Below are 17,427 nucleotides of genomic sequence, written 5' to 3' on the forward strand. Positions count from 1 at the left end.
CCTTCGTGATTCTATTTTCGATAGTTTGGCTGGGCGAAACACTCTCGCAGACACAGGCACTCGGTTGTGCACTCGTGATCTCTGCCGTATTTATGGCCAGCGTCACTGTAAAAGTGCATGGTGTGCCGCGGCGGGAAATCCGGCGGGTTGTGGCGATCGGGATGACCGCGATCATTTTGATCGCGGCAGGCGTCGTCATCGCCAAGTCGGCGTTGGACCGGACGCCGCTTCTGTGGGCCATCGAAACGCGTTATGCCGGAGGCCTCGCCGGCGTGCTGGGTTTTCGGCCGTTCCTGAAAGGCAAACTGGGCAAAGCCGTCCCACAACTCACGCGCAACGAGTGGCTCACATTATTTGGAAGCGCGGCGGCCGGATATTTTCAAATGATCCTCTGGCTGGGAGGAATGAAGTACGCTCAGGCGTCTATCGCCGCGGCACTGAACCAGACTGCGACAATTTTCACGATTGTGCTAGCCGCGTTATTCCTCCACGAACCTCTGACGCGCGTCCGCGTAGCGGGCGCAACGCTGGCCATGGCCGGCATCGTCCTGATTACGCAATTTTGATCATGCGTGAGCGGACAACCGCCAACATTTCGCAAAATGTTGAAAGCATCAAACCAGGGCTTCGAACATTTTTCACGAAGTTGAAAGGGTGCGGCCGAGCCGCCGAACATTTTTCGCAAAGTTGCAAAGTTCGGACCGACCCGGCCGGCATTTCGAAAAATGTTGAAAGCATCGGGCCAGGACTTCAAACATTTTTCACAAAGTTGAAAGCGTGCGGCCGAGCCGCCGAACATTTTTCGCAAAGTTGCAAAGTTCGGACCGACCCGGCCGACATTTCGAAAAATGTTGAACGCATCGGACCAGGGCTTCGAACATTTTTCACAAAGTTGAAAGCGTGCGGCCGAACCGTCGAACATTTTTCAAAAAGTTGCGAGGTTCGGACCGACCCGGCCGACATTTCGAAAAATGTTGAAAGCATCAGACCCGGGCTTCGAACATTTTTCACAAAGTTGAAAGCGTGCGGCCGAACCGCCGAACATTTTTCAAAAAGTTGCGAAGTTCGGGCGGACGCGGCCGGCATTTCGAAAAATGTTGAAAGCCTGGGGCTGAGAGTTCGAACATTTTAAAAGAAATCGAAGCGTTACGACCGAAGTCTTCAACATTCTGAAAAATGTTTGAAATTCTGGACAGTCCTTCAAAATACCGCTAGAGTACGCCTGAAATGAAGCAGATACGTATTGCTGCAAACTTCAAACAGCTGAAACACCTCGATCTCAAGGTGCGTGCGGCGCGGGTTCTCAATATGCTGTACAGCGAGCCGTTTTTCTCGGATCCGCCTGTGCCGCGCGAGGAATTGGCCGCCGCTTACAACAGATACTCGGACTCGCTGATCGACGTAATGGACGGCGCGAGATCCAAACGAGTGGCTCGCGATTCGGCGCGAGATGTTCTCATCGGGTGTTTAGTGCGCCTGGTTCCTTACGTTCAAGTGAAATCGCAAGGCGACGCGGCGACCATGATGTCGTCGGGTTTTGATGTGAAGATCCCTGCCACCGTCAAGGGACCGGTTTTCTTGCTTCCGCCGAAGATTCGCAAAACTTTACGTGGTGGCTCCGGCGTTATTATCCTTTTCATCAAAGCAATCGCCGAAGCATCGAGTTACAAAGTGCGTTATGCAATAATCGGAGACGATGGTGTTCCCGGCATTTGGACAGAATTTCCCGTCACCAAAGTCAAACAAGCGATCACGGTCAACGGTCTGACGCCCCTCAAACGCTACGTCTTTCAAGCCCAGGCGCTCGGCGATCTCGGTTTTTCGGACTGGAGCCAATCCGTACCCATCAGCACTTAGCCAAACGCCGAAATTAAAGTCAATGACCTGACAGGTAAAGCCGTCGCGGAGCTCTTGCGCGAACACAGTCGGGAACACAACCCGTGAACGGCCGGAGTCCAAATCGATAATGATGGAAAGCGTTTCCGCTCTCCATCTAGTCCTCACCGGCGATCCGGCGCGTTTCAAGTTCGCGCGCAAGGCAAGGCCGGAATGACAGACTGGACAGACTCGATGACCTGCATGGTTATTTAGTGCAGGTGATCGGATGCCGGGAGCTTCGGCTCCCCGGTGTTTTTCCGCGACTACGACGTTGATCGTCCGCGGATAACCTCAATGGGTGTTCCGAGTTTCAGCCGGGACCATGCCGATTCGGCAGTAACGGCAGTATTGTTTCGGGCCAATGCGAGCGCTAAACAGGCGCGGTCGCCCAGTGAAAGCCCGAGCTTCTTCGTGTGGACGATGAGTGCGCCGGCGGCAAATGCCAATTCGCGATCGAATGGAATGATTTCAAGATTGAGCAGGCCGATGCTGATTCGAACGTCTTCGGGGCTCATCCCCCGGCTTGCGAGCTTCCCCGCGGTTTCGGATACATTCACCGCGCCGATCACGGACTGGGGCAGGATCTGCTCGACGCGTTGCGCGCCAGGCTCGTCGTTCAGGAGCGCCAGGAGCGCAGAAGCATCCAGAACGTATTTACTCACGTCGCGCATCCTTGCGCCTTTCGCGAAGCAATTCCTTCACCAGAGAACGGCCTTTCGGAACGCTATTCCGCACCACAGCCTGCGCTTTCCGGACCGCCTGAGACCTTGTCAGAACGTGAATCTCTCCTTCAACCAGCCGCAGAATGACTTCGTCGCCGATATCGGCCCCGATTTCACGCCGAAATTCGGCGGGTATCACAATGCGCCCTCCGGCACCGATACTGGTAGTAACGTCCATTGATGGCATCGACTCGTGTATTGGCATTTATATGAGAGGTTACCATGTCGCCGGGAATGTGGCAGGCCCGGCTTCTACGTTTCAACAGTACGGTGTGAGCGACCCCCTGCCGTGCCTTCGGCACGTCTGTCCCCCTCATACAGGGGGAGAGCCTGCCGCGAAGCGGCGGGCAGGGGGTCGTTCACACGCCAATTAATTTGCGCAATTGGCGCAATTTGCGGCTAAATATTTGCTGCGTGACGCCGGAGCCACCGTAAACTTTTGCGAACCCGGTCGATGACCTGACAGGTAAAGCGTCGCGGAGTTCTTGCGCGAGCACAGTACGGGAACACAACCCGTGAACGGCCGGAGTCCAAATCGATAATGCCGGAAAACGTTTCCGCTCTCCATCTCGTCCTCACCGGCGATCCGGCGCTTTTCGCTATCGTGTGGTTGTCGCTGATCGTCAGCCTTAGCGCCACGCTATTCGCAGCTCTGGTCGGCCTTCCGCTTGGGGCAGTGATCGCGCTCACCCGATTCGCCGGCCGGGAACCCGTGATTGTAGTTCTCAACGCCCTGATGGGCCTGCCGCCCGTGGTGGTTGGACTACTGGTATTCGTGGCGCTTTCGCGGTCGGGTCCACTTGGATCGTGGGGCCTGCTGTTTACGCCGCAGGCAATGGTGATCGCACAGACCCTATTGGTGATACCGATCATCGCAGCTCTCACGCGCCAAACCATTGAGGACTTGTGGATCGAGTACCGCGACGAACTGGCCGCTATGAATATCGGTCCGCTCGGCCGCGTACGGACGTTGCTCTGGGATGCGCGTTTTTCCCTGGTCACCGCCCTGCTTGCCGGATTCGGACGGGCCGCAGCGGAAGTCGGCGCCATCCTCATCGTTGGCGGCAATATCGAAGGCTTCACACGCACGATGACGACGGCGATAGCGCTGGAAACGTCGAAGGGTGAGCTGTCGCTCGCCATCGGCCTCGGCATCGTCCTGATTTTCATCGTGATTCTGATCAGCGCTCTGGCCTGGGGAGTGCGGCGCGCCGGGGAACGCTTCGCCGGATGAACTCGAGCGGCCTCCCTGCGGACCTGCCCATCGTGTTCCTGAACGTTGATATCGTCGCCGGCGCGCAAACGATCCTCAATCGTTTCTCTATCAACATCTCAGCGGGAGCGCCGACCGTGCTGATCGGACCCAATGGCTCCGGCAAGACTACGCTACTGCGCGCAGCCATGGGACTCATCCCGCCCTCGCGCGGAAGCATTACCTGGGGTGGCCGCGAAGCGTTGCCGCCGGTGCGGCGGGCGATCGTGTTCCAGCGGCCGGTCATGCTCCGCCGCACGGCTGCAGGGAATATCGCTTACGCCCTCGCTGCCGCCGGCGTGCCCCGGGCGAAACGAGAGCAGCGCATTACCGAATTAATGTCGTTGGTCGGACTTCGGGAACTCGAAGGTCGTCCCGCGCGGCGACTATCGGGTGGCGAGCAGCAGCGGATCTCGCTGGCGCGTGCGCTGGCCCGTGATCCCGCCGTCCTCTTTCTCGATGAGCCGACCGCGAGCCTCGATCCCGCCGCCACCGGGGCCATCGAGGACATTATCCGAACCATCAGCGCCCGCGGCGTCAAGATTGTGATGGCCACTCATGACCTCGGCGAAGCCAAACGCATTGCCGGCGAGATCGTGCTGCTGCACCGTGGAGGTGTCATCGAAAGCGGTCCGGCGGAGACATTTTTCACCGCTCCGAGAACTGAAGAAGCAAGACAATTTATCGCCGGTGAATTACTGGTTTAGACGAAGAGAATAGTAAGTGGAGGATTCATGCGCACTGCCGCTATTGCCATTGCCGCGATCGCGATCGGTGTTGTTCTTGCCACGGTGCCCGGCGCGGCACAGCAGGACAAGTCGATCGTGGTGGCTTCGACCACTTCGACGCAGGACTCCGGCCTGTTCGAATATCTGCTGCCGATCGTCAGGCAAAAGACTGGAATCACTGTAAAGGTCCTGGCGCAAGGAACCGGCCAGGCGCTCGACACCGCCAGGCGCGGTGATGCCGACGTGGTCTTCGTTCACGCCAAATCGGAGGAACTGAAGTTCCTCGCCGAGGGCGAAAGCCTAAGACGCTATCCAGTGATGTACAACGACTTCGTGCTGATCGGTCCAACCGGCGATCCGGCGGGCATCGCGGGGATGAAGGACATAGCCAAGGCGCTCAAGGCGGTAAAGGACAAGCAGGCGTCCTTCGTTTCACGCGGCGACCGCTCCGGCACACATATTGCCGAGCTTGATCTGTGGAAAGATTCCGGCATTGATATCGATAAGGATAGGGGCCGTTGGTACAAATCCATAGGGCAAGGCATGGGCGCCGCCCTCAACATCGCCGCGGCCAGCGGTTCTTACGTGCTCTCAGACCGTGCCACTTGGATTCATTTCCAGAATAAGTCCGGCTTGCGAATCGTGGTCGAAGGCGACAAACGCATGTTCAACCAATATGGCGTCATGCTGGTGAACCCGGAAAAGCATCCGAAGGTAAAAAAGGAACTCGGCCAGCAGTTCATCAACTATCTGATCTCGCCGGATGGACAGAAGGACATCGCAAACTTCAAGATCGGTGGAGAGCAGCTGTTCTATCCGAATGCCAATGACCCGGGAGCGTAAATGTATCCAAGCGCTGAAGAAGAACTTCGAATTTGATTTCTTCGATCAACTCGCCGTTTTTCAGTATGCTTTTCAACCAGGATGATCAAAGTATTTCTCGTCTCCATCACTGTTCTGGCAGCAGCTCTGTCTATTACTGCCGGTGCTCATTCTCAAACGGCTGCGGCGGCTCAAGCGCAAACGTCCATTTCCGGACGGACATACGTCGGCTCCGCCACGTGCCGCGATTGTCATATGGACGTCTATGAGCGGTGGTCGAAGACCAGAATGGCCAACGTAGTAACCGATCCCAAAGTCAGACCGCAGGTCGTCATTCCGGATTTCTCCAAGCCCGATCCGTTGCTGACTTTCAAGTTGGATGATGTCGCCTTCGTCTACGGCACCAAATGGAAACAGCGGTATTTCAAGAAAGTCGGCAATGACTACTTTGTGCTTCCAGCTCAATGGGACATCAGTCACGGAATATGGCGGGCGTACGTCGTCCAACCGAACACCGACTGGTGGGTGCCCTTTTATCCCGCGGATAACATGAAGCGGCCGACCGGTCCGCTTTGTGACGGCTGCCACTCGGTCAACTACGACATCAAAACGAAAACTCCAACGGAGTGGAACGTCGGGTGTGAGCGGTGCCACGGTCCGGGCAGCGCACACGCTGCAAACCCGACACGGCTGAATATCGTCAACCCCGCCCGGCTTGATTTCGTTCGTGCAAACGATACTTGTATTCAGTGCCACTCCCAGGGCCAGCCGTTGAAAAACCCGATCGAAGGCCAGTATTACGACTGGCCTGTGGGATTCAACCAGGGCTTGAATCTGAAAGACTTCTGGAAGCTCGAAGAGCACAAGCTCGGCGAGACCAACTTCATGCATTTCGCTGACGGCACCGCCCACAAGAACCGCATGCAGGGAAATGATTTTGTGCAAAGCGTGATGTACCGCCGGGGGGTCACCTGCTTCGACTGCCACGATGTGCACGGAACAGGCAACAACGCGGAGGTGATCAAGCCCGCGAATCAGCTGTGCCTCAATTGCCATGGTCCTTCATCGCCGAACGGTCCGCATGCGGCCACGATCGAGGCCCACACTCATCATCAGGCAGGCAGCGCAGGAAACGACTGTGTGTCCTGCCATATGCCGAAGATCGAACAGACCATCGCCGACATCAACGTACGCAGCCACACGTTCGAGTTCATTCCGCCGGAAAAGACCGACCTGTACAAGATTCCCAATCCCTGTACCAGTTGTCACACCGACAAGACGACGCAATGGGCGCGGGATGCCATGAAGGATTGGGCCAACGTGTCCCCGTGGCGTGTGAACTGACGGGCTGACGCTCTCCGACAGATCGGCTGGCGGTTGCGCTTCGGCCCTTATATAATCCGCCCCGCAGACCATAACATCCAAAAAACAGCGAGGTGCTTTATGCATTTTCGAAAGGTGACGGTATCCTTCTTATCGCTTTCCGGGCTGATCCTTGCAACCTGGGTCGTCACGGGCCAGGTGCGCCGAGTCGACGACCTAGCGTTGCGGAATGCGGGGAAGACTGGTGAAGAGTGGTTGACGTATGGTCTCACCCCGGGAGAGACGCGCTACAGCCCGCTCAAGCAATTGGATCCCGCCAATGTGAGCCGCCTGGGACTTGCCTGGTCGTATGAAATCGGGCCCGGTGGAGGTAACCAGGAAGCCACACCGCTGTACTGGAACGGCACGATTTACTCGATCACGCAATGGAGCGTGGTTTACGCCGTTGACGCGCGCACCGGAAAAGAAAAATGGCGGTGGGATCCGGAAGTAAATCAAACCGCAGTGCGTCCGAAGATCTGCTGCGGTGTGGTACAGCGAGGCGTCGCGATCTACCAGGGCAAACTCATCACGCCGGTCGTCGATGGAAGGCTGGAAGCGCTGGATGCCGAGAGCGGAAAGCCGATATGGGAAACGCGAGTCTCTTATGCTCAAGACAACTATACGCTGACGATGGCGCCGCGGATCGCCAAGGGAAAAGTGATTATCGGCGCCAGCGGATCCGAATATCCCGTACGCGGATTTTTCTCCGCATTCGATGCCAACAGCGGCCGTCAGGTCTGGAAGTTCTGGACCGTTCCCGGCGATCCTTCCAAACCATTCGAAAGTCCCGCGTTGAAAAAGGCCGCCGAGACCTGGAGCGGCGCCTGGTGGAAGCTCGGTGGTGGCGGCTCTGTCTGGGACGGCTTTGCTTATGATCCCGATACCAATCTCGTTTACGTCGGCACCGGCAACGGCGGGCCCTGGCCGGAGGAGTTGCGTCAATCCAAGGATAAGGACAACCTGTATGTGTGCTCCGTCATCGCCGTCAATGTGGATACCGGCGATTACAAATGGCACTACCAGTTCACGCCCGGCGATTCCTGGGACTTTGACGCCGTCCAGGGATTCATCCTCGCGGATATGACGATCAACGGGCGTCCCCGCAAAGTGATCATGCAGGCCAACAAGAACGGTTTTTATTACGTTCTCGATCGCCTGACAGGGGCGTTTATTTCAGCTCAGCCCTTTGTGCAGGTGACCTGGGCAAAGGGCATCGATCCGGAGACCGGGCGGCCAATGGTGAATCCCGGAGCGCATTACGATAATGGCGGCGGAACTGTTACCGTGCAACCCGGCGCGGGCGGCGGTCACAACTGGTCGCCCATGTCTTACAATCCGAACACCGGCCTGGTTTACGTTCCGTCGTCAACGACGAGCAGCGGTACATACACGGTTGATCCGAATTTCACGTATGTGGCGGGACGCTCCAACACCGGTCTGGCCCGGGGAAATCGCGGCGCAACAAACGACGGCGCCGGCGCTGCGCCTCCACCCCCTCCAGCCCCTCCCAAAACGTTGCCGGCAATCGGTCCGGTTCCGCCGGAAGGACAACGAGGAATGCTGGTCGCGTGGGATCCGGTGATGCAAAAAGAACGCTGGCGCGCGCCGGGTGGCGGCGGTATCGGCGGCGGCACAGTGACGACGGCCGGCAACCTTGTGTTCCAGGTCGTTAACGACGGAAGGCTAATGGCCTACAGTGCGGATAAAGGTGAAAAGCTGCTTGAAATCCAGACCGGACTGCGGGGCGGGATGGGACCGCCGATCACCTTCATGTTGGATGGCAAGCAGTATGTGGCTCTGAACGGTGGAACCGGCCAGGCTGCGGGTGGAGGCGGACGCGGCGCAACGCCGCCCGCGGCTGGTCGAGGCGCTGAAGCCCTGCCTCCGGATCTCGCAGGCGCTGCGGCACAGGCGGGCCAGCGGGGGGCTGCTCCAGCGCCGGCTGTAGCGCCCGCGCCGGCTTCTGCAACGACGACCGTGAAGCCAAGATTGCTGGTGTTTGTCCTGGACGGGAAAGGCGCCCTCCCCGGGGCGAACTAAGATCAGCCATAAGAGGCACAGGAAAACGCAGCTTCTTGTGCCTCTTGTGACTGGTTCCAGTTTCTCGCAGGGTTCGCATCTCCTCGCATTCCTATGGCCATCGTTGATTTTGTGGCCTGCTGCTCCTGATTTTGCTCTATATTAACCTCATTAACGTCCTCAGGTGCGCTGAACGAAACAATGAAACCTCGCCGCATAAAGCTCGCAATCGTCGATGACAACGCCGACAACCGTCTGATCCTTCGCACATACCTGGAAGATCGCTATGAGATCGCCGAGTTCGCTGACGGCAAGGAGGCGATTCAGGGCGTCAAGCAAATGAAGCCCGACGTCGTGTTACTGGACATCTCCTTGCCCGATATGGATGGAGTGGAAGTCTTGCGGGTGATTCGTGACGACGCCAGCTTACGAGATTTGCGCGTGATCGCGCTGACGGCTCATGCAATGATCGGTGATCGCGAACGTTTTTTGCAATTTGGTTTCGACGCATACGCTTCCAAGCCGCTCGACTTCGGCAAACTCGAGGAACAGATTCGAAAATACGCCCATCATCAAGCCCTGTCTGCCAGTTAACTTCGACGGCCAACGAAACGCTCTCCCCGTGTGTCTGCTCTTTCAAATGATGAAAGGTGGGGAGAGGTATGAATATTCACAAGGACATTACTGCGGCCATCCTATTTATTACCATGGCCAGTGCCGCCGGTGCCGCCGGCGAATCGGGGGCGGCAGGCAAGCGCGTTCTCCTCGATAAAGAAGGCGGCAGCATCGAAATCCGCGTCGCGCACACAAATGACAAGCAAACACGGGATGCAGTGCGCCGGCAACTTCAGGAGGAGGCCCGCACGGGGCCGGCCGCGGAAAGCCCGGCCATGCAGCAATACCAGAAGAACATCCGGTACCGCTACGAAAACACCGCGCAAGGCGGAAGACTGCGCATCATTGCGAAAAACCAACAGGCGCTGATGGCCGTGCAGGACTTTCTGCGGGCGCAGATGAACCTGGCACAACAATCCGGCGCCGTGGCGTTCGATTTCGTCGCCAATACGGCATTGGTCGTGTTGCCGGTGATGGTTAATGACCACGGTCCGTACCGGTTTTTGCTCGATACCGGCGCGAGTAACACTATCCTGTCGACAGCGGTCGCCGACGCCTTGATGATTCCGGCGCGCAGAAGTCAGATGCTGTCTACAGCGGCGGGAAGCGTGCCAGTGACGGTGCGTAGTGTCAATATTTTGCAAGCCGGGGCGGCCCGCCTGGAAGGCATTGAAATTGCTGTAGGAAACTTCGGTTTGTTGAAGACGATGAACGTCGATGGGATTTTAGGAAGCGATTATCTGCGCCAGTTCAAGGTGTCCATCGATTATGACAACCAGCTTGTGGATATCGAACCGTGTTGTTCGCCGATATCGTTGAAACTGAACGCATGAGTCCGCGCTGGAAAGAATGACCGTTGTGGTGTTGCACATCCATGTGCCCTCAGGAAAGTCCTTTTCTGATAAACACCACAACGATCCGCGGAAACTTAAGCCGTCGTCCGTGACGGTTTTACCGACGCTTACTTACAGTGATGGGTCTTGGGTAACGGCAGAACCGTTTCGCCGCCATCCGGTGCGACTTTCGGCTCGAGTTCTTCAATCCCGATTTCAAGTTCAAATGTCTTCGTCGTTATCATCGATTTCATTGTCGTTCTCCTCCTGAGAAACGGCCGGGATCTGAGTCTTCCTTGAACTACGCTGCGCCATCCTTGGCATTGCCGTCCTGACCTGCCTTATACTTAGCACGATGCTTGCCATTAGTTAAGTTATTGATTTTACTGGACAAGGTGATCGACTAACCGCCGTTTTGCGTCAATGCTCTGACAAAAACCGCATTTACGCGTCAAAAAACCGACCTTTTTCGAGAGAAGTCGCGATTGTCGGGACTCTCAAGATCGCGCTTTTGCGGACTTCACCACCAATTCGGCAAATTGCGCCTATAGAATTAGCGGAATTAGCGAAATTTACGGCGGATTGGCCGTTACGCTTCGTGGAGACGGCGGGATTTATTGATGACGTAGTCTTCAACGATGGGGCGGGCCCTTGCGAGGTCGGATCTGGCGATGGCGAGATTGACACCAGCTCCAGCCGGGGACAGGTAGGGCGCGATCATTCCGATATTTTCATTCTGCAGGATGCTGTAAATGCCTTCACTTTCGAGAAGGCACTTCAGCAGATCGGTCTCGACGATATTTCCAGAATAGACGACAACCCAATCGTTCATTGAGGCGGCGCCTTGACAGCATAGGTGTAGTACTTTTCCGGAGGAGTGATCTGGTGGTCGGCGATCAGCGCCTCGGTCACGCCATTGGCCATGGTGTTGTAGTACCAGGCGAAGAATTCGGCAAAAGCCACATCACCGCCGGATGAAATAAGGCCTCCCAGCTTGATGAAGTCCGACCGCCGGCTCTGGAAGTAAGGCAGCAGTTTATCCCGGCAAAACACATTGATGAACTTCCGGTATTTCACGGCATCGTCGTCTTCGAGGACCGTATCTTTGCCGCGCAGGTCGTCCGGATTGAGTTTTTCATCCGGAAGGGCCGTGCCGATGCTGATGACTCGATAGGCCGCCGACTCGCGCAACTCGCGCCGCAGGAGGCCGGCAGCTTCCGGGTTGCTCTCCACGAGCCAGGCATAATAGCGATCGGTTTTTCCGCGGCGGCGCGGCGGCGGCATCATGGTTTTGTCTTCGTAAAACGCGTCCGTCATGCCGCCGAGCAAAATCCCGGACACCACGGTTTCGTACATGACGCGGCCTTTAGGCACATTTTTCGCGCCCTGGAGCGAGTTCACCATCGCTTCGATATTGTTCCAGTTGTTGAGAATAATGTCGGTGAACTCCTGCGTGTGCCGGCGCATCGGCTCTTTCATGCGGTCCCAGTCGCGTTCCCGGATAATGGGCATGAAGGCCTGGGTGTCATAGTCCTGGCGGCCGGTCAGCCGCTCATCTTCGAGTCTGTCGGAGATGCCGGAGATCTTATCGGTGGATACTTTGAAGGTCTTCGCCATCTTGTCGACGTCCCAGCCCCTGGAGTACCCCACGACAATCTCGCGGGCAAGGTCATCCTTCAGCAGATCTTCGGCGGTGCGCGACCACGGATAGGACCCGAATTGAAAATCCGGATGGACATCCGGCTTCTTTACGGGCTTCTGGGCTGAAAGCATCAGAACAAGCGGAACGATAAGAAAGTTTCTCACCATAAGAATTTTAATCCTAATTGCACGATTCGCGGCGACCTTGCGACGAACAGGGCGCCAAAGTCGGGCGCGTCGGCAAAATTCTGCATTGTTGGGGGTGCGACAAAATTCGGATGGTTGAAGACATTATAGAAGTCTGTCCGGAACTGGGCCCGGGTGGCGTCCGACAGCCGGAAGCTTCTCGCCAGCGCCATGTCGACATTCTGCAGGCCAGGGCCGATGATCACATTCCGCCCGCTGTTCCCGAACGTACCGCTATCCGGAATCTGAAACGCGGTTGGATCGAAAAAGCGGGCCGCAGCCGGGTTGCTGATGTTCGGGTTCTTCACCAGATTCGGACGGTTCACAATTGGCGTTCCAGTACCGGAAATATCCTGACTGATGATGGCCGACAGCGGCGTCCCTGACTGCAGAGTTCCGATGGCCTGGAGCTGCCAGGCACGAAGAAAAGCAACACGATTCGGCATGGTGTAGGTCGCCGAAAACACCAACCTGTGCTTCATCTGAAAATCCGACAACCCCCGTTCAGCCCGCAGATTGTGCGAGTCCTGAGGAAGAATGCTGATCAGCGTCGCATCATCGATGGATCGCGAAAACCGGTACGCGGTGGTGAACCCGACTCCCGACTTGAACCGGCGCTCGACGCGAATCTCGCCGGCGTGCGCGATGGACGACGCGCTCGTCTCGAACTGGAATATATTGTCGAAACCCTGAAAAGGACGGCGGTCATCGAGCGATCCGGCATTTCCGGGAGTCGGTTGATTCAAATTGACCTGGCGCCGCAACCGGGTTCCCTTCTGTCCAAAGTATGAGACGCCGAGGACAAACAATCGTTGGACCGGAAGCTCGAGCGATGCGTTCCACTGCTGGACATACGGATTCGGCAGCCGGCGCGACGTGGAAAAGATGCTGGGCGGAGTCGAAAGCGGCGCGCCTTGAAAGGCATCGGTCAGATTGAATTCCGGCAGTGTCGGCCCATTGTTCCGGACGTTGAGCTGAGCAAACGGCGGATTCAGCCCCAGCAGAAACAGGCTGTCGCCGACAGCCAATGTGTCGTAGAAAATGCCGTATCCCCCATGCGCGACGACATTGCCGAACGGTTGCCAGGCAATGCCGAGACGCGGGCCGAAATTGTTGTAATCGGGCTGATAAAGGGGATCGGGAGAAGTGACCAGCTGTCCGGCTGTGGGATCGAAGTTCGCGGCCAGATTGTGAATCTCGCGAAACGGCGTCTGAAATTCGTAGCGCAAACCGGCATTGACCGACACGCGCTTCCTGGGCTGCCACTGGTGCTGCACATACAAACCGGTGGTCCACGTCCGAAAATCCCGGATTGTGTTTCCGGTCAATTGCAGCGCGTTGGCAGGCAATCCCAGCAGCAGGTTGGCGAGCGAATTACCAGTGTAGATTCCATCGGTGAACTCATACTGTCCCCGGCCGTACAGGTTCACAGAAGCGTGAAAAGGCAAATACCGGATCGTTGCGCCAAACTTCGTTTGCGAGGCTCCATGCTGCCACGAAACATCGTTGGTCCATTCGAAGGTCCGATTGTGGCGGAACTGCGGGAGGTTTGTCGCGTCACCCAGATTGGAATAGTCGGTGACCAGAATTGCAGCAGAGCCCGGCCCGCCTCCCAGAATCGTTCTCGGTTCCTGCAGGTAAGTGGCGGACAGCCTCGACTCGTGAATCAGCGCCGGCGAAAAAATGTGGGTATTGTTCAGACGCAATGTGTGGGTTTGAAGCGCATCGTGAACGCCGAACCTGGGAAGATTCGTGATGCCGCCCAACAGGTTGAATGGGTCGTCCGTCGTATTGCGATTGAACTGGTACTCCATGAAGGCTTCATCCGCAGCCGAGAGCCGATGATCAAAGCGTAATCCAAAGTCATCCGTCCCGGTTTGCAGTTTTCCTACGCCGCGATAGTTCTGCACGCTTCCGTCGAACACATTCGGCGCCGGATACAGCCGCGCCAGCGCCAGGCCCTGCGGGCTGATGCGTTGCGACGGAATCCGGTTGCCGGCAAATGGAAAGCCGGTATTCGGGTCGCAGAGCGCACCGGCATCCGTACATTCAACTGGGTTCGGGTTCATCGAGGAGAAGTCGCCGGTGAGCAGGACAGGATCGGGAACAGTGGAAGCGAGGGTGATCGATTGCCGGATGCGAAGCCCCGAGTACTCGGAATAGAAATAGGTTCCATCGCGAATCATCCCCCCGGCATCGCCGCCGAAGAAATGATATTTGAACGGCGGAATGGGCATATTCGCCGGATCGAAGAAGTTCCTGGCATCCAGCGCATCGTTTCTGCCGAAGTAGTGCACATTGCCGTGAAGAATCGGACCGCCGGGCGGCAAGGAATCGTTGCTGGCGTTCGGATCGCTGAGTTCGGCGGAAAAATCCGCTGTATGGGGAACGGAGGTGGACATGGAAGAACTGGTGAAAACATTGCCGGATGCCGCGAACCATTCCTGACTGGAGCCTTCTCTCAGATTGGTGACATTCACGCCGCCGCGGGAGCCGAAGAGCCGGTCGGCGTTGGGGAGGGATTCGCTTGCTGCCGCATCCGGGCGGATTTCCGGATTTGAGACCTGGGCAACCTGCAACACAATCGTTTCGACATTGTCCGGGCTTCCGGGCCGCAACGGGACATCCACCTGATAGATGTCGTCCGAACCGGGAGCGAGCGAGACCTCCAACGAGCGGGCCGTGCGGTAGCCGTCGTGATGAATCTCCAGGCGGAACTTCTCCGGCACCTCGACGCGGAATGAGCCGCGTTTATCGGATGTCACCTCTGCGGTCACCCTGCCGTCGGCGGCGATAACGCGGACGATCGCCCCAGGCACCGACCGGCCCAGGAGAACAGGCGGCGCGGCCTGAACGGAGGGGATCAGCCACAAAAAGCACAAAAAGCATAGCGCGGCTATGCCGTCAACCAAACGTTTTAGCCGCAGATGACGCGGATGACGCAGATGGGGCGCCTCCAAAGTTCGTTTTTGCGCCCCATCTGCGTCATCCGCGTCATCTGCGGCTAAAAACCTTGTCAAAAAACTAAAACTTACGACCTTGTTACGCAGAAGACCTATTCCCCGCGCAGACGGGGTGGTCAGCTCGGCGAAATCTTCAGGCCTGTGCATTTTCGCCGAACTGACCACCCCGTCTGCGGCTCTTCTGTGGCTTCGCATCGTCTTATTTGATGCCGCAGCCTCCCCTCCTTTTCAAGGAGGGGAATATCCTCGCCCGACAATTCATCATACCTGGACGACTTTGGCAGAAGTAATGTTCGGAATCTGGCGGAACTGCTCGATCACATCCCTGCCCACCGGATTATCCACGAGCAATAATGCCAGCGCTCTTCCGCCTTCGCGTTCACGGCCCAGATGCATGCCGGCGATATTGACTTTGCACCTGCCGAGCACCGTACCGATATCCCCGATCACGCCGGGCTGATCGTTATTGGTGAAGAAAATCATGTTGCCGTGCGGCACCACCTCGAGAGCGTAGCCATCGATATTCACGACGCGTGGAAGCTTGTCCGTGAAGACGGTCCCGGAAACGCGGTGAATTTCGAGATCGGTCTTGAGCTCGATGACGATGAGGTTTGTAAAATTCTCCGGAGCCGGCATGCGCGTTTCCTGAACACGGATACCGCGCTGTTTCGCCACGTGCATCGCGTTGACCAGGTTTACACCCTCCCTCAGTGCCGGGGTGAGTAGACTGCGCACGATGACGGACGTTAGATAATTCAGGTTCACATCGGAAACTTCGCCGGAATACCGGATCGCAACGGTTTGCATCCGGCCCTCGCAGATCTGCGCCACGAAAGCGGCAAGGCGGCCCGCAAGATCGACGAAATGGTGATACCTTTCGACGGCACCGGCCTCCAGGCGCGGGAAATTCAGGGCGCCGTCCACCGTGTTCTTCAGCAGGTAATCCGACACCTGCCGGCAGATGTCTTCGGAGACTTTCCGCTGCGCCTCGGCGGTTGAGGCCCCCAGATGCGGGGTTGCGATAAAGTTGTCGAGTTCGAGGAGAGGGCTCTCGGTATTCGGCTCTTTATCGAAAACGTCGAATGCGGCGCCCGCAACTCTGCCTTTCTTCAACGCCTCATAGAGATCCTGCTCGTTGATGATCCCGCCGCGCGCGCAGTTCAACAGGCGCACGCCGTCCTTCATTTTAGCGATGGTGTCCCGGTTGACAAGGTTGCGCGTTTCGTCGCTGAGCGGAACATGGACAGTAATGAAGTCCGAATCCCGGAAGACCTGCTGCAGATCCACCAGCTCGAAGCCGCTCGAGAGATGCGCGTCCGGATTGATAAATGGATCGAATGCAATGACGTGCATTCCCATGGCCTGGCACTTTCGAGCGACCTCGCTGCCGATCCGGCCCAGACCAATCACACCCAGCGTCTTTCCGGCCAGCTCGACGCCTTTGAATTTATTCTTTTCCCACTGATGGTTTTTCAGCGTTCTGTAGGCCTGGGGGATATTACGCGCCAGCGCGAAGAGCATCGCGACGGTATGCTCGGCGGTGGTCGTGGTCGAACCGCCGGGAGAATTCATCACCAGGATGCCGAACTCGGTCGCCGCATCGAGATCGACATTGTCGACGCCGACGCCGGCGCGGCCGACGACCTTCAATTTCTTCGCCTTCTGCATCAGCTCACGGTCGACGGCCGTACCGCTGCGCACGATGATGCCGTCGGCATCGCCTGCGATCTCCAGCAGTTGATCGCGTGAAATTTTGTCGTGAACGATGGCTTGAATCGATTTGGATCCTTGAATGACTTCGATCCCGGCCGGGTCGATACCGTCGAGCAGCAGAACTTTAAAATCGGGAAACGTACCCATTGCCTTCCGGACCTAGGTGCATGTACCCACGAAGGTACGGACTCGATCCAGCGCGGATTCGATGTTGGCGAGCGAGTTGGCAAAAGAGAAGCGCAGGTAACCTTCACCGCAATCGCCGAAGGCGGTGCCCGGTAACGCGGCGATACCAGCCTCACTCAACAGACGATTGGCGAATTCTTCACTCGACAGCCCGACGCCGCTGATGTTCGGAAAGAGATAAAAAGCTCCGAGCGGTTTCAGGCAACGGATGCCCGGAATGGCGTTCAAGCCGTCGGCAAAAACGTCGCGCCGCTTCCGGAATTCGGCAACCATCTGAGCGGTTTCTTTTGCGGTCTCCGGGGTGAATGCTTCCAGCGCTGCCCGCTGGGTGAAGGTTGCGGTGCTCGACACGCTGTTGTTGATGAACAAATCGATTGAAGGGAAAGTGTCCGCAGGAACGACTCCATAACCCAGGCGCCATCCGGTCATCGCGTAAATCTTTGAAAAGCCGTTGACCAGAAATACGCGGTCGAGAATGTCCGGCACGTCCAGAATGCTTGCCGG

17 protein-coding genes are annotated in these 17,427 nt (G+C 57.2%); 9 read left to right on the forward strand and 8 right to left on the reverse strand.

The window, feature by feature from the left end; genetic code table 11:
- The coding region (locus VGK48_16045; protein ID HEY2382686.1) for a DMT family transporter at nt 1–566 on the forward strand (566 nt) is incomplete at its 5' end.
- A gap of 661 nt (nt 567–1,227) precedes the next feature.
- Nucleotides 1,228–1,857, forward strand: coding sequence for a fibronectin type III domain-containing protein (locus VGK48_16050; GenBank protein HEY2382687.1), 630 nt, complete (start codon nt 1,228–1,230; stop codon nt 1,855–1,857).
- A 284-nt stretch (nt 1,858–2,141) separates the two neighbouring features.
- Here VGK48_16050 and VGK48_16055 read toward each other — a convergent pair whose 3' ends face one another.
- Entirely contained in the window at nt 2,142–2,540 is a 399-nt protein-coding gene (locus VGK48_16055; GenBank protein ID HEY2382688.1) for a type II toxin-antitoxin system VapC family toxin, read from the reverse strand.
- On the reverse strand, nt 2,533–2,778 hold the full coding sequence (locus tag VGK48_16060) for an AbrB/MazE/SpoVT family DNA-binding domain-containing protein (GenBank protein HEY2382689.1): 246 nt from the start codon (nt 2,776–2,778) through the stop codon (nt 2,533–2,535). The genes VGK48_16055 and VGK48_16060 overlap by 8 nt, the downstream gene beginning before the upstream one ends.
- A 363-nt stretch (nt 2,779–3,141) precedes the next feature.
- On the opposite strand from VGK48_16060, the gene VGK48_16065 reads away from it, so the two are divergent.
- From VGK48_16065 to VGK48_16095, 7 genes are all read left to right on the forward strand, one after another.
- Nucleotides 3,142–3,834 carry an ABC transporter permease gene (locus tag VGK48_16065; GenBank protein ID HEY2382690.1) on the forward strand — a complete coding sequence of 231 codons (693 nt, stop codon included), beginning with the start codon at nt 3,142–3,144 and terminating at the stop codon, nt 3,832–3,834.
- Nucleotides 3,831–4,559: an ATP-binding cassette domain-containing protein gene (locus VGK48_16070; GenBank protein ID HEY2382691.1), complete on the forward strand. Its 729-nt coding sequence runs from the start codon at nt 3,831–3,833 to the stop codon at nt 4,557–4,559. Before VGK48_16065 ends, VGK48_16070 begins: the two co-directional genes overlap by 4 nt.
- Before the next feature lie 27 nt (nt 4,560–4,586).
- The gene (locus VGK48_16075) at nt 4,587–5,423 is read left to right on the forward strand and encodes a substrate-binding domain-containing protein (GenBank protein HEY2382692.1); all 837 of its coding nucleotides are present in this window, start codon (nt 4,587–4,589) and stop codon (nt 5,421–5,423) included.
- A gap of 81 nt (nt 5,424–5,504) precedes the next feature.
- Nucleotides 5,505–6,746 carry a cytochrome c3 family protein gene (locus VGK48_16080; GenBank protein HEY2382693.1) on the forward strand — a complete coding sequence of 414 codons (1,242 nt, stop codon included), beginning with the start codon at nt 5,505–5,507 and terminating at the stop codon, nt 6,744–6,746.
- A gap of 99 nt (nt 6,747–6,845) precedes the next feature.
- Nucleotides 6,846–8,807 carry a PQQ-dependent dehydrogenase, methanol/ethanol family gene (locus VGK48_16085; protein HEY2382694.1) on the forward strand — a complete coding sequence of 654 codons (1,962 nt, stop codon included), beginning with the start codon at nt 6,846–6,848 and terminating at the stop codon, nt 8,805–8,807.
- A gap of 180 nt (nt 8,808–8,987) precedes the next feature.
- Nucleotides 8,988–9,380, forward strand: coding sequence for a response regulator (locus VGK48_16090; GenBank protein HEY2382695.1), 393 nt, complete (start codon nt 8,988–8,990; stop codon nt 9,378–9,380).
- A 68-nt stretch (nt 9,381–9,448) separates the two neighbouring features.
- Nucleotides 9,449–10,234, forward strand: coding sequence for a retropepsin-like aspartic protease (locus VGK48_16095; protein HEY2382696.1), 786 nt, complete (start codon nt 9,449–9,451; stop codon nt 10,232–10,234).
- Nucleotides 10,235–10,362: 128 nt separating this feature from the next.
- Here the strand turns inward: VGK48_16095 and VGK48_16100 are convergent, their stop codons facing one another.
- The 6 genes from VGK48_16100 to VGK48_16125 form a co-directional block, all read right to left on the reverse strand.
- Nucleotides 10,363–10,488, reverse strand: a complete 126-nt coding sequence (locus VGK48_16100; protein ID HEY2382697.1) for a hypothetical protein — start codon at nt 10,486–10,488, stop codon at nt 10,363–10,365.
- Nucleotides 10,489–10,823: 335 nt separating this feature from the next.
- Nucleotides 10,824–11,066 carry a DUF2007 domain-containing protein gene (locus tag VGK48_16105; GenBank protein ID HEY2382698.1) on the reverse strand — a complete coding sequence of 81 codons (243 nt, stop codon included), beginning with the start codon at nt 11,064–11,066 and terminating at the stop codon, nt 10,824–10,826.
- Nucleotides 11,063–12,043, reverse strand: coding sequence for a hypothetical protein (locus VGK48_16110; protein ID HEY2382699.1), 981 nt, complete (start codon nt 12,041–12,043; stop codon nt 11,063–11,065). Before VGK48_16110 ends, VGK48_16105 begins: the two co-directional genes overlap by 4 nt.
- Nucleotides 12,037–14,934 (reverse strand): TonB-dependent receptor, encoded by a 2,898-nt coding sequence (locus tag VGK48_16115; protein ID HEY2382700.1) that lies wholly within the window; start codon nt 14,932–14,934, stop codon nt 12,037–12,039. Before VGK48_16115 ends, VGK48_16110 begins: the two co-directional genes overlap by 7 nt.
- A 351-nt stretch (nt 14,935–15,285) precedes the next feature.
- The gene (serA, locus tag VGK48_16120) at nt 15,286–16,884 is read right to left on the reverse strand and encodes a phosphoglycerate dehydrogenase (protein HEY2382701.1); all 1,599 of its coding nucleotides are present in this window, start codon (nt 16,882–16,884) and stop codon (nt 15,286–15,288) included.
- Between the two features lie 12 nt (nt 16,885–16,896).
- Nucleotides 16,897–17,427: aminotransferase class I/II-fold pyridoxal phosphate-dependent enzyme (locus VGK48_16125; GenBank protein HEY2382702.1), on the reverse strand; the 531-nt coding region annotated here is incomplete at its 5' end.

The sequence above is a fragment of the Terriglobia bacterium genome (assembly GCA_036496425.1).
GTDB lineage: Bacteria > Acidobacteriota > Terriglobia > 20CM-2-55-15 > 20CM-2-55-15 > 20CM-2-55-15.